Origin of the sequence: Paraburkholderia sp. SECH2 (assembly GCF_030464795.1) — a bacterium.
GTDB classification, from domain to species: Bacteria; Pseudomonadota; Gammaproteobacteria; order Burkholderiales; family Burkholderiaceae; genus Paraburkholderia; species Paraburkholderia aspalathi.
This window is the reverse complement of sequence record NZ_JALPRH010000020.1, coordinates 38,769-50,137: the sequence shown is the minus strand read 5'-3', so window position 1 is coordinate 50,137 and position 11,369 is coordinate 38,769. Positions and strand designations below refer to the sequence as shown.

General features: G+C 64.0%; 11 protein-coding genes. All 11 read left to right on the top strand.

All coding sequences use genetic code 11. The annotated features are described in order from the left end of the window. Positions 1 to 690, top strand: coding sequence for an urea ABC transporter ATP-binding subunit UrtE (gene urtE / locus M0D66_RS27115; RefSeq protein ID WP_093643254.1), 690 nt, complete (start codon positions 1 to 3; stop codon positions 688 to 690). A gap of 63 nt (positions 691 to 753) precedes the next feature. Next, on the top strand, positions 754 to 1,794 hold the full coding sequence (locus tag M0D66_RS27110) for an aliphatic amidase (protein WP_211708337.1): 1,041 nt from the start codon (positions 754 to 756) through the stop codon (positions 1,792 to 1,794). A gap of 24 nt (positions 1,795 to 1,818) precedes the next feature. After that, positions 1,819 to 2,295, top strand: coding sequence for an urease accessory protein UreE (gene ureE / locus M0D66_RS27105; RefSeq protein WP_211702360.1), 477 nt, complete (start codon positions 1,819 to 1,821; stop codon positions 2,293 to 2,295). Then, the gene (locus M0D66_RS27100) at positions 2,288 to 3,016 is read left to right on the top strand and encodes an urease accessory protein UreF (RefSeq protein ID WP_200618916.1); all 729 of its coding nucleotides are present in this window, start codon (positions 2,288 to 2,290) and stop codon (positions 3,014 to 3,016) included. Before ureE ends, M0D66_RS27100 begins: the two co-directional genes overlap by 8 nt. Before the next feature lie 17 nt (positions 3,017 to 3,033). After that, entirely contained in the window at positions 3,034 to 3,732 is a 699-nt protein-coding gene (gene ureB, locus M0D66_RS27095; RefSeq protein ID WP_093643268.1) for an urease subunit beta, read from the top strand. A gap of 9 nt (positions 3,733 to 3,741) precedes the next feature. Then, positions 3,742 to 5,445 carry an urease subunit alpha gene (gene ureC / locus M0D66_RS27090; protein ID WP_301773122.1) on the top strand — a complete coding sequence of 568 codons (1,704 nt, stop codon included), beginning with the start codon at positions 3,742 to 3,744 and terminating at the stop codon, positions 5,443 to 5,445. A 30-nt stretch (positions 5,446 to 5,475) separates the two neighbouring features. Continuing rightward, positions 5,476 to 6,171: an urease accessory protein UreG gene (gene ureG / locus M0D66_RS27085; RefSeq protein ID WP_266212101.1), complete on the top strand. Its 696-nt coding sequence runs from the start codon at positions 5,476 to 5,478 to the stop codon at positions 6,169 to 6,171. Further along, positions 6,161 to 7,174: an urease accessory protein UreD gene (locus M0D66_RS27080; protein WP_266212100.1), complete on the top strand. Its 1,014-nt coding sequence runs from the start codon at positions 6,161 to 6,163 to the stop codon at positions 7,172 to 7,174. Before ureG ends, M0D66_RS27080 begins: the two co-directional genes overlap by 11 nt. Further along, positions 7,165 to 8,691, top strand: coding sequence for an amidase (locus M0D66_RS27075; RefSeq protein WP_266212099.1), 1,527 nt, complete (start codon positions 7,165 to 7,167; stop codon positions 8,689 to 8,691). Before M0D66_RS27080 ends, M0D66_RS27075 begins: the two co-directional genes overlap by 10 nt. Beyond that, positions 8,688 to 9,518, top strand: a complete 831-nt coding sequence (locus M0D66_RS27070) for a CbbQ/NirQ/NorQ/GpvN family protein (RefSeq protein WP_266212098.1) — start codon at positions 8,688 to 8,690, stop codon at positions 9,516 to 9,518. Before M0D66_RS27075 ends, M0D66_RS27070 begins: the two co-directional genes overlap by 4 nt. Continuing rightward, positions 9,515 to 11,302 (top strand): nitric oxide reductase activation protein NorD, encoded by a 1,788-nt coding sequence (locus M0D66_RS27065; protein WP_266212096.1) that lies wholly within the window; start codon positions 9,515 to 9,517, stop codon positions 11,300 to 11,302. Before M0D66_RS27070 ends, M0D66_RS27065 begins: the two co-directional genes overlap by 4 nt. The last annotated feature ends 67 nt before the right edge of the window (positions 11,303 to 11,369 follow it).

The window sequence follows — 11,369 nt, the reverse complement described above, 5'->3', positions numbered from 1 at the left end:
ATGCTCGCTATCCAGAACCTCAACGTGTTCTACGGCGAAAGCCATATTCTTCACGATCTCAGTTTCGAGCTGACGGCGGGCGAAACGATCGCCGTGATGGGCCGCAACGGTATGGGCAAGACCACCTTGCTGAAGTCGCTGATCGGCATGATTCCGTCGCGCAGCGGCGAAATACGTCTGGGCGGGCGCGATCTCGCGGGCACCAAAAGCTACGAGCGGGTTGCCGCGGGCTTCGGCTATGTGCCACAGGGACGGATGATCTTCCCTTATCTCAGCGTGGAAGAAAATATCCTCACGGGCATGGACCGGATGCGCAAGCCGAAGATTCCCGAGTACATCTACGACTCGTTTCCGGTGCTCGCGGAAATGCGCAACCGGCGCGGCGGCAATCTCTCCGGTGGCCAGCAACAGCAGCTTGCGATTGCCCGCGCCCTCGTCTCCGAACCCAAGGTGCTGATCCTCGACGAGCCGACGGAAGGCATCCAGCCGTCGATCATCAAGGACATCGCCCGCGCGCTCAACCGCCTGAAGAAGGAACGCAACTTCGCCCTGATCGTATCGGAGCAGGTGTTGACCTTCACGCTCGAAATCGCCGATCGCTTCCTCATCATCGAGAAGGGGCGCTTCGTGCATGCCGACCGGCGTGAGAACGTCGACGCGGAACGGATCATGCGCTATCTGACCATCTGAGTCGACCAACTGGATTCATGACGCTCCCGCACGGGAGTTCATCCTTACCCAAAAGGAGTACTTATGTTACACGGCGACATTTCAAGCAGTCTCGACACGGTTGGCGTAGCGGTGGTCAACTACAAGATGCCCCGTCTTCACACCAGGGCGGAGGTGCTCGCGAACGCGCGCAAGATCGCCGAGATGGTCAAGGGCATGAAGATCGGCTTGCCCGGCATGGATCTCGTGATTTTCCCCGAATACAGTACGCACGGCATCATGTACGACCAGCAGGAGATGTACGACACCGCGGCGGCCGTGCCCGGCGAGGAAACGGAAATTTTCGCCGAAGCATGCCGCAGCGCCGGCGTGTGGGGCGTGTTTTCGCTCACGGGCGAGCGGCACGAGGAGCATCCGCACAAGGCCCCGTATAACACGCTGATCCTGATGAACGACAAAGGCGAGATCGTGCAGAGGTACCGCAAGATCATGCCGTGGGTGCCGATCGAGGGCTGGTATCCCGGCAACTGCACGTATGTGTCCGATGGTCCGAAGGGACTGAAAATCAGTCTGATCATCTGCGACGACGGTAACTACCCGGAGATCTGGCGCGACTGCGCGATGAAAGGCGCCGAGCTGATCGTACGCTGTCAGGGCTACATGTACCCCGCCAAGGAGCAACAGGTGCTCATGGCGAAATCGATGGCGTGGGCAAACAACGTCTACGTGGCCGTCGCCAATGCCGCCGGCTTCGATGGCGTCTACTCCTACTTCGGCCACTCGGCAATCATCGGCTTCGACGGCCGCACGCTGGGCGAATGCGGTGAGGAGGAATTCGGCATCCAGTACGGCGCGCTCTCGAAGAGCCTGATCCGCGATGCGCGCAAAAACATGCAGTCGGAGAACCATCTGTACAAGCTGCTGCATCGCGGCTACACCGGCAAGATCAATTCGCGCGAGGACGCCGACGGAGTGGCCGACTGTCCGTACGACTTCTACTCGAAGTGGATTACCGATCCGGAAGGCACCCGCAAGATGGTCGAGGCACTGACGCGCGGCACGCCGGGCACCGAGGAGTGTCCGATCCCCGGCATTCCTAACCCGTCCGATCTGGCACACCGCTAAACCGGCCGGCGGGAGCGACACGCGATGATTACCTACACGTCGATCATAGGCAGTGCGGCCGAACCGCGCATTGCCGATCTGTTGCACTCGCTCGAGCATCACGGGCGGGTGGATTATGTGACGCTCGCCGCCGACGATATCAAGCGGCATCGCCTGCGCGCGCGCACTCAGCGCGGCGATGAGTGCGGCATCGCGCTCGATCGCGATATGCATCTGTTCGACGGCGCGGTGCTGCGGCTCGACCGCGACGCGGCGCTTGTCGTGCGCACCGAGGACACGCGCTGGCTGCGGCTTGCGCCACGCGACGCGGCGGCGGCGCTCGAACTCGGCTACTTCGCGGGCAATATGCACTGGAAGGTGCGCTTCGATCGAGGCGCACTGGAAATCGCGGTGAAAGGCGCGCTCGACGACTATCTGCAAAGGCTCGCGCCGATGCTGGCGGATCAACGTATTCGCCTCGCGAACGACGTGTCTGACGGCAGGGAGCATCACCATGTCTGACCTGTCCTCCGCCCGGGCAACCGGCGCAAACCATGGCATCACGGCGTGCCCCGTCAGCCTGCTTGCCAGCTTGCAACAGTCGGACAGCTTCTTTCCGGGCGGCACGATGGCTTTCTCGTGGGGTCTCGAAGGCCTCATGCGTGACGCGCTTGTCACCGACGCTGCAACGCTGTTTGCATTCGTCGAGTCGCAGGCACTGTCGCGCTGGGCCAGTCTGGATCAGGGACTTGTGTGCGCCGCCTGGCGTGCCGGGGATTCATTCGACGCATGGCGTGAGGTCGATGCCCTCGCCGAGGCTACCGCCTTGCCGCCGGCCCTGCGCAATGGCTCGCGTCGGCTCGGGCGCACGCTCGCCGATGTGCACGCGCGGCTCGGCTCGGAAACCGCGAGCCGGATCCGCGAGGCCATCGTGGATGGCCGCACGCGTGGCCATCTCGCCGCTGTTCAAGGTGCCATATGGCGAAGCCTGCACATCACTGAGAACGAGGCGCGCGCCATCTCCGCGCACATGACCTGTACCGGCGCGGTGAGTTCAGCCGTGCGCCTCGGCATCGTCGGGCATCTCGACGCGCAGCGTGTGCTCGCGCTCCTGCGCGCGCCGCTTGCACAAGTCCTCGCTCAGCCGGCGCCGCCTCTCGACGACCTGCATGCCACCACCTTCGCGGCCGACATTGCCGCGCTGCGCAGCCAGACCCACGATGCGCGGCTCTTTGCCAACTAACAGGAAGGAAGACCGCGATGCTGCTGACCCCGACCGAATACGAGCGCCTGACACTCTTCACCGCCGCGCAACTCGCCCGCCGTCATCGCGACAAGGGCCTGAAGCTCAATCATCCGGAAGCCGTCGCGCTGATCGCCGATGAGATTCTGGAGGGCGCGCGCGAAGGCCGCAGCGTGGCCGATCTGATCGCGTACGGATCGACGCTGCTTTGCGAGGACGATGTACTGCCCGGCGTCGCCGATCTGGTACCGATGCTGCAGGTGGAAGGCTCGTTTCCCGATGGCACCAAGCTCGTCACCGTGCATCAACCGATCCGGCCCGGCATGCACGCAAGCGCCGCCGACGCCGTGGTCCCCGGCGAAATCCTCGCCGCGGAAGGCGAGATCGAACTGAACGCAGGCCGCGTTCGCACCACCGTGCGTGCCGTCAACACGGGCGACCGGCCCATTCAGGTGGGCAGTCATTTCCACTTCTTCGAAGTCAATCGTGCGCTGCGCTTCGACCGTGCCACCGCATTCGGCATGCGGCTCGATATTCCGGCGGGCACGGCCGTGCGCTTCGAGCCCGGCGATGCGAAGGACGTAACGCTGGTCGCCTTCGGTGGCACACAGGAGATTTTCGGTCTCAATGGTTTGACCGACGGTGCGCTCGACGACCCCGGCCGCCGCGAGGCTGCCATCGCACGCGCCGCACAGCGCGGCTTCGAAGGAGCCTGAATGGTTACGATGACACGCAAGGCCTACGCCGAGATGTTCGGCCCGACCACCGGCGACGCAGTGCGGCTAGGCGACACGTCGCTTCTCGCCGAGATCGAGCACGACTATGCGGTGCCGGGTGACGAATGCCTGCACGGGGGCGGCAAGACGCTGCGCGACGGCATGGGCCTGAAGGCCGGACACGACAGCGCAGACGGCGCACTCGACATGCTGATCTGCAACGCGACGATCATCGATCCGGTGCTCGGCATCGTGAAAGGCGACATCGGCGTCAAAGACGGCCGGATCGTGGCGATCGGCAAGGCGGGCAATCCACAGGTGATGGACGGCGTCGATCCGCGCCTCGTGTGCGGCGTCGCAACGACCGTCAAGGACGCCGAGGGGCTGATCGCCACCCCAGGCGGTATCGACGTCCACGTGCATTTCGATTCGGCGCAGCTCTGCGAACACGCGCTCGCCTCCGGCCTCACCACGTTGATTGGCGGTTCGCTTGGCCCCATCACGGTCGGCATCGATTGCGGCGGCGAGTGGAACGTGGGGCGCATGATGCAGGCCTCCGAGCAGTGGCCACTCAACTTCGGTTTTCTCGGGCGCGGCAACTCGAGCAAGCCGGGTTCGCTCATCGGCCAGCTGCGGGGCGGCTGCCTCGGGCTGAAGATTCACGAAGACTGGGGCGCCATGCCCGCGGTGATCGACACGTGTCTGACGGTCGCCGATGAATACGATTTTCAGGTGCAACTGCATAGCGACACGTTGAACGAGTCCGGCTTTCTCGAAGACACCGTTGCAGCGATGAAGGACCGCACGATCCACATGTACCACACCGAAGGCGCGGGCGGCGGCCATGCGCCCGACATCATCGCGGTGGCGGGACGTATGAACTGCCTGCCCTCGTCAACCAATCCGACCAATCCGTACACCGTGAACACCTTCGATGAGCACCTCGACATGATCATGGTGTGCCATCACCTGAACCCGGCGGTGCCGGAAGACGTCGCGTTCGCTGAATCGCGCATCCGCGCGCAGACGATTTCCGCCGAAGACGTATTGCACGATCTCGGGGCGATCTCGATGCTCGGTTCGGACAGCCAGGGGATGGGGCGTATCAATGAGGTGATCTGCCGGACCTGGCAGCTGGCCTCGAAGATGAAGGACCAACGCGGGCGTCTTTCAAGCGAGCGCACGGCGCGCGGCGACAACGAGCGGATCAAGCGCTACATCGCAAAGTACACGATCAACGCAGCGCGCACCTTCGGTATTGCCGACACGGTCGGATCGCTCGAAGACGGCAAGCTCGCCGACATCGTGCTGTGGCGGCCCGCGTTCTTCGGCATCAAGCCCGAGGTTGTGATCAAGGGTGGCTTTATTGCCTGGGGGGCGATGGGTGATTCGGCAGCATCGCTCATGACCTGTGAGCCGCTTGCGATGCGTCCGCAATGGGGGGCGTTCGGACGCGCGCCCGCCTCGCTCGCGGTCAACTTCGTGAATCCGCTTGCGCTCGGCGCCGATTTGCACGGCCGGCTAGGCATCACGCGCAGGCTGGTCAGCGCACATGGCACACGAAGCCTTAGCAAGCGCGACATGCTGCATAACGACGCGTGTCCGTCCATCTCCGTCAATGCGCAGACGTTCGAAGTGTCGGTGGACGGCCAGGTGATCCGCTGCGACCCCGCACGCGAAGTGCCGCTTAGCCGGCGTTACATGTTGCGTTAGCGGCATCGGACGCGATAGAGGAGGTTTTCGATGAGCACCGATTCTGATTTCTCCGGCGGCATGCAGCTTGCAACGAATCCCTTTGAGAACGCCGCGCGGTCTACTGTGCATGCCGCACGTGCGGCCCGCGTCGGCATAGGCGGTCCAGTGGGATCGGGCAAAACGCGCCTGCTCGAGCAGTTGATTCCGCGTTTCGCCGCACGCGGGATCGACCTCGCGGTGATCACCAACGATCTCGTCACGCGCGAAGACGCCGAACGCGTGCGTCGCAGCGGCCTGATCGATCCAGCACGCGTGCTGGCCGTCGAAACGGGCGCGTGCCCGCACACTGCGATCCGCGAAGACCCGACCCTCAACCTGCAGGCGGCCGACGAACTGGACGCGCGCTACCCCGGCTTGCGGCTGGTACTGATCGAATCGGGCGGTGACAATCTCGCGTCGTCGTTCTCGCTCGATCTGGTCGACTACTGGATCTTCGTCATCGACGTCGCGGCCGGTGACGACATCCCACGCAAACGCGGCCTCGGTGTGCTGTCCTGCGATCTGCTCGTGATCAACAAGTTCGACCTTGCGCCTCACGTGGGTGTCGATCTGCAACGGATGGTCCGCGAGGCGCGCGAAGTGCGCGGCGAGCGGCCCGTGCTGTTGACCAACTGCGCAACAGGCGACGGGGTCGATGCGGTGGCCGATGCCATTATCGAGAACGTGCTCTTCGATGCGCTCTGAAACACTGCCCGATCACGCCGGCGCGGGCGCTTGCACGACGGCCGGCATGGGTGCCGGCTTGTGCGCTCCTGGCGCCCTTGCAGCGGTCCACGGCCATGCGGATGCCGCGCAACTCGATCTGTGTTTCGAACGCGCACCGTCCGGAAAGACGTGGCTCTCGCGGCAACGCAGCGGTTATCCGTTCCATGTCGGCCGTATCTTGCCGGTAACACGATGTATCGATCGTGCGCCGGCCTCGGATGCGACAGCGGAAGTGATCGTGCAGTCTTCATCGGGCGGCCTGTTCGAGGGCGACCGCGTGTTTCAGCGCTTCGTGGCGATGCCGCGCGCGCAAGCTGCCATTCGCACAGCGGCAGCAACCATCGTGCATACGATGACACACGGCATCGCGCATTCGCGGGTCGCCATTGAAGCGCATCCGCAATCGCGATTCGACTATCTGCCGCAGCCGACCATCCTGTTTCCCGCCGCCCGGCTTGTGAGCACCATCGATGTCGTGTTGCATGGCGGCGCGACGGTTCTCATCGCCGATACGTGGCTCACTCACGACCCCACGCGTCGCACCGCGGGCTTCGGCATGCTGGATGCGACCATCAACATACACAACGCCGACGCACAACTGCTGGCGCGCGACCGTTTTCGCCTCGCGCCTGGCGCATCACGCGGTTCGCTCTCCGGCGTGCGCCAGATGTATGGCGCGCACGGCGGCCTGCTCGTGCTCAGGCTCGACGACGGCGATGCAGGCAGCGAAGCACTGGCGCACGCCATCAACGCAGCCCTTCAGACACTCGACATGCCCCTCTCAACGGCCTATGCCGCAGCCGGTGTGCTGCCGGGCGCATGCGGCACGTTCGTCAGGATGCTGGCCGCCGACAGCGTCGCGTTGCGCGCGATCTTTTCCACCGCCGTCGAGGCTGTCCATCGGACGCTCGACGGTGTCCACGAAGGGGCGCCGCGCGCGTCCCATTCGTCCCAGAACCGCAACCGAGAGGTATGCCCGTGACACTGCGCCGTCCGTCAAAAACCGATCTGATTGAAATCAGCCGAGCCCGTCATCTGTCTCTGACCGAAGTCGAACTCGACGAGTACTACGAACTCGTCTGCGAAAACCTGTCGCTTTACGACACGCTCGATCAGTATTCCGAACCTGCATTCGACGTCCTGCCGGCGGTGCGTGTCGCGGGCACGCGTCCGGCTCCGCACGACGATCCGCTCAACGCAGTGGTGCGCAACTGCTCGGTGCATCTGCCCGGCGCGCAGGGGCGGCTCTCCGGGAAAACCGTCGGGCTCAAGGATACGATCAGCGTCGCCGGCATTCCAATGTCGTGCGCGTCGCGCCTGCTGTACGACTACGTGCCCGAGCGTGACGCAACCATCGTGAAGCGGCTGCTCGCCGACGGCGCGCACATCAGCGCGATTCTCAACACCGACGACTTCGCGTTTTCGGGCGGCGGCCACACGAGCACTTACGGCCCTACTCTCAACGCAGCGAACCCGGCGCATCTCGCGGGCGGCTCGTCATGCGGCTCGGCCGCGGCGGTTGCCAGCGGTCTGGTCGATCTCGCGATCGGCGGCGATCAGGGTGGCTCGATCCGGATTCCGTCGTCGTGGTCGGGCACCGTCGGCCACAAACCGACGCACGGCCTCGTGCCGTATACAGGCATCGTCGGCTTCGACCTGACGATCGACCATATCGGTCCGATGACGCGTACCGTCAGCGATGCCGCCCTGCTGCTCTCGGTCATCGCCGGGCTCGACGATGCCGACGCCGACCCGCGTCAGACGAAGCCAGTTGAAAAGTGCGACTACACGCGTGCGCTGACGGGCAGCATTCATGGCCTGAAGATCGCGGTCGTGTCGGAAGGATTCGGCTCGGAGGAAGCGCTGCCTGAAGTCGACGAAGCCGTACGCGTTGCGGTGCAGGCGCTGATGCGTCTCGGCGCGACGGTCGACACAATCTCCGTGCCGGAACACCGGATGGTCGTGCCGGTGTGGAACGCGGTCGCAATCGAGGGAGGCGTCGCCAATTTCTATGCGGGGCATCACGCCTACCAGAACAAGGGGCTCTACGACCCACGCCTGATGTCGGCAATGGGACGCGGCATCAAGACTCACGGCGGCGACTTCTCGCCGACCGCAAAGATGGGTGTCCTCGTCGCCGCATACATGACGGACTACTACCAAGGCGTGTTTTATGCGCGTGCCCGCAATCTGGCGCGCCAACTGAACGCTGCGTACGAGCGCGTGTTCGGTACGTACGATCTCGTCGTCATGCCGACTACGCCGCAGACGGCGCATGCGCGGCTTGCCGGTCAGGAGACCGATCGCAAGACCTTTGTGAGGCAAGCGCTCAACATGTGCGCCAATACAGCCGCGTTCGATCTGACGGGTCATCCTTCGATTTCGGTGCCATGCAAAGCGGTGGATGGTTTGCCCGTGGGTCTGATGATCACGGGGCGGCATTTCGCCGATGCCACCGTACTACGGGCTGCGCATGCCTACGAGCAGGGGGGCGCATGACGAGACCGCAACTCGCGCCGGCCGGCGCACCGCTGGATGCGTGGCGCGTCACGCAGGAGCCGTGGTATGAACCGGTCGACCATGAACTGGCGTGGTTCGAAGCGGCTTACCATGCACGGCTGCCGATCATGCTCAAAGGACCGACCGGCTGCGGCAAGACGCGCCTGGTCGAACACATGGCGTGGCGGCTGAAACGCCCGCTCGTGACCATTGCCTGTCACGAGGACATGAACGCAGGCGATCTCGTCGGGCGCTACCTGCTCGACGGCAACGGTACCTACTGGCAAGACGGGCCGCTCACGAACGCCGTCAGGCATGGCGCGATCTGCTACCTCGATGAAGTGGTCGAAGCCCGTCAGGATACGACCGTTGTCATCCATCCGCTCACCGATTCGCGCCGCATTCTGCCGATCGACAAAAGCGGCGAGCTGATTACCGCGCATCCGGATTTCACCCTGGTGATTTCGTTCAATCCGCACTATCAGCATGTATCGAAAAATCTGAAACCGTCGACACGTCAGCGCTTTGTCGCGCTCGACCTCGGCTGGCCGGGTGCGCAGACGGAAGCCGCAATCGTCGCGCATGAAGGCAATGTGCCGCACGAAGTGGCTGAAAAGCTCGTGACAATTGCGGCGCGGACCCGCGTACTCGACGATCCCGCCTTGCCGGAAGGGGCTTCGACGCGCATGCTGATCTACGCTGCGACGTTGATTGCACACGGAATGGATGCACTGGCCGCGTGCCGGATCGGCATCATCCAGCCGCTCAGCGACGACACCGATCTGTGCGCCGCGCTGACGGCAATCGCCAGTGGCGTGTTCGGATGAACGCCGGCACGGCGGTAGCGGCCAGCCTCGGCATCGACGAGGCACCCTGTGCGATCGCAACGCGTGAGGTCTTTCCGTTCACGCGCTTCGAGCGGACGCTCGGTTTGTATCTGCGCGCGGCGTGGCAAATAAGCACTCCCGTGCAGGCGCTCGCGCGCAGCGAACAGACAGTCGCCGCACGACCATGTCCGATCGTGACGGGCACCGCGCTGATGTTGCCGCGTGAGTATGAGGCCGATGGTCCGGACGACGCGCGCCGCTTCTACCTGGCGTGTGCGGCACATGCGGCAGCCCATCTGACTTATTCGACAGTGCGTTTCGATCCCGCCAGACTGCGGCCGCTGCAGTTGACGCTGGTTGGTGTAATCGAGGACGCACGGGTCGAACGGCTCGCGATTGCGCGCTATCCGGGACTGCGGCGCTGGTGGCTGCCGTTTCATCGAACGGGCTCAGAAAGCAGCGGCACCGCGGCCGCTTTGATCGCGAGACTTGCACGCGGTCTGCTCGACCCTGGCTATGTCGATCGCGACGGTTGGGTCATAAAGGGTCGCACGCTATTCGAAGCGGCGTTCAGCAGAACCGCTGGAACGGACGCGGGTATCTCACGCCATCTGGGCAACTTGCTGGGCAACGACCTCGGGCAGATGCGGATCCAGTTCAACGCGAAGACTTACACCCCAGCCGCCATCTATCGTGACGACAACAGCGGATTGTGGGACTTGCCGCCGACAGCGGTCGCGCCGGTATCCGGCGATGTCGCGCCCGAGCGCAATGTTGCGCCACAGGAAAGCGAGGGAGTCGGCGAGATTCCACCAGATCAGCCAACGCCGCCCAGGCGGATTGCGGATAGACCCGGAGACACGCCGGCAGCCGCTGCCCCACACGATGAAGAACTGCCCACACGCGTCGTATCTTTGCACCGCTATCCGGAGTGGGACTACGTGATTCGACGCTATCGCAGCAACTGGTGCAGCGTCGAGTCATTGAGTCTGGATACCGCTTCGCCAAACTGCCCTGCCCTTCACGATTACGCCGCGCCGGCACGGCGCGTCAGGGCGGTGCTCAATACGACACGGCAGCACGCCGTCACGGGCAGGACGCGCGAGTTCGAAGGCGATCTGCTTGATCTCGATGCATGTATCGCGGGACGCATTGATGCCCTGCGCGGCGAGCGGGACCGCTTCAAAGGCTTCGTGGCGCCCCGCCGCGAGGCGCGCGGTGTGCCGCTCGCGATACTGCTCGACCTCTCGGCATCGAACGCGTTCGACGGGCGCATCGATACCGTGCTGGACGTCGCGCGCGTAGTTGGGCAAGCGCTGCGCACGGGCGATCGACCTTATGCGATGTACGGCTTTCATTCCGATGGGCGGCAACGGGTGCGCTTTCACGTGTTCAAGGATTTCGACGAGGCGTGGAGCGCGTCGACCGAGGCCTATATTGCGCGGATTCGTCCAGGGCTTTCCACCCGCTTTGGTGCTGCGCTTCGGCATGCCGGTGCGCGGGTGAGCCGCGAAGCCGCGCGTATAGGCTTGTTCAGGGCCAGCTTGTTGACCGTGTCCGATTGCGTTCCGTTTGATATCGATGTCTTCGATCCTCGCTATTTGCGCGAAGACATGCGGCGGGCATTGAACGAGCTCGCTGTGCGCGGGATCGAATGCGGGTGCCTCGCTCTTGATCCGCAGACGCTTGAGGATGCGAAAGCGCTATTCGGCCGACGCCGGGTTGCGCCTCTCAGTGACCTGCGTGGTTTGCCATCGGCGCTGGTCGCGGTTGCTTCACGATAAGAATGACCAGGCGAGCGAGTCCAGAGGAACCGTCAGGTTGTTGGTGCGGGCACGTAAGAGCCGACCG

Bases quoted from the DNA above. Each gene is read 5' to 3' on its own strand.
- M0D66_RS27065 (WP_266212096.1), top strand. From the start codon at position 9,515: ATGAACGCCGGCACGGCGGTAGCGGCCAGCCTCGGCATCGACGAGGCA.
- M0D66_RS27100 (WP_200618916.1), top strand. From the start codon at position 2,288: ATGTCTGACCTGTCCTCCGCCCGGGCAACCGGCGCAAACCATGGCATC.
- ureB (WP_093643268.1), top strand. From the start codon at position 3,034: ATGCTGCTGACCCCGACCGAATACGAGCGCCTGACACTCTTCACCGCC.
- ureG (WP_266212101.1), top strand. From the start codon at position 5,476: ATGAGCACCGATTCTGATTTCTCCGGCGGCATGCAGCTTGCAACGAAT.
- M0D66_RS27070 (WP_266212098.1), top strand. From the start codon at position 8,688: ATGACGAGACCGCAACTCGCGCCGGCCGGCGCACCGCTGGATGCGTGG.
- ureC (WP_301773122.1), top strand. From the start codon at position 3,742: ATGACACGCAAGGCCTACGCCGAGATGTTCGGCCCGACCACCGGCGAC.
- ureE (WP_211702360.1), top strand. From the start codon at position 1,819: ATGATTACCTACACGTCGATCATAGGCAGTGCGGCCGAACCGCGCATT.
- urtE (WP_093643254.1), top strand. From the start codon at position 1: ATGCTCGCTATCCAGAACCTCAACGTGTTCTACGGCGAAAGCCATATT.
- M0D66_RS27075 (WP_266212099.1), top strand. From the start codon at position 7,165: ATGCCCGTGACACTGCGCCGTCCGTCAAAAACCGATCTGATTGAAATC.
- M0D66_RS27110 (WP_211708337.1), top strand. From the start codon at position 754: ATGTTACACGGCGACATTTCAAGCAGTCTCGACACGGTTGGCGTAGCG.
- M0D66_RS27080 (WP_266212100.1), top strand. From the start codon at position 6,161: ATGCGCTCTGAAACACTGCCCGATCACGCCGGCGCGGGCGCTTGCACG.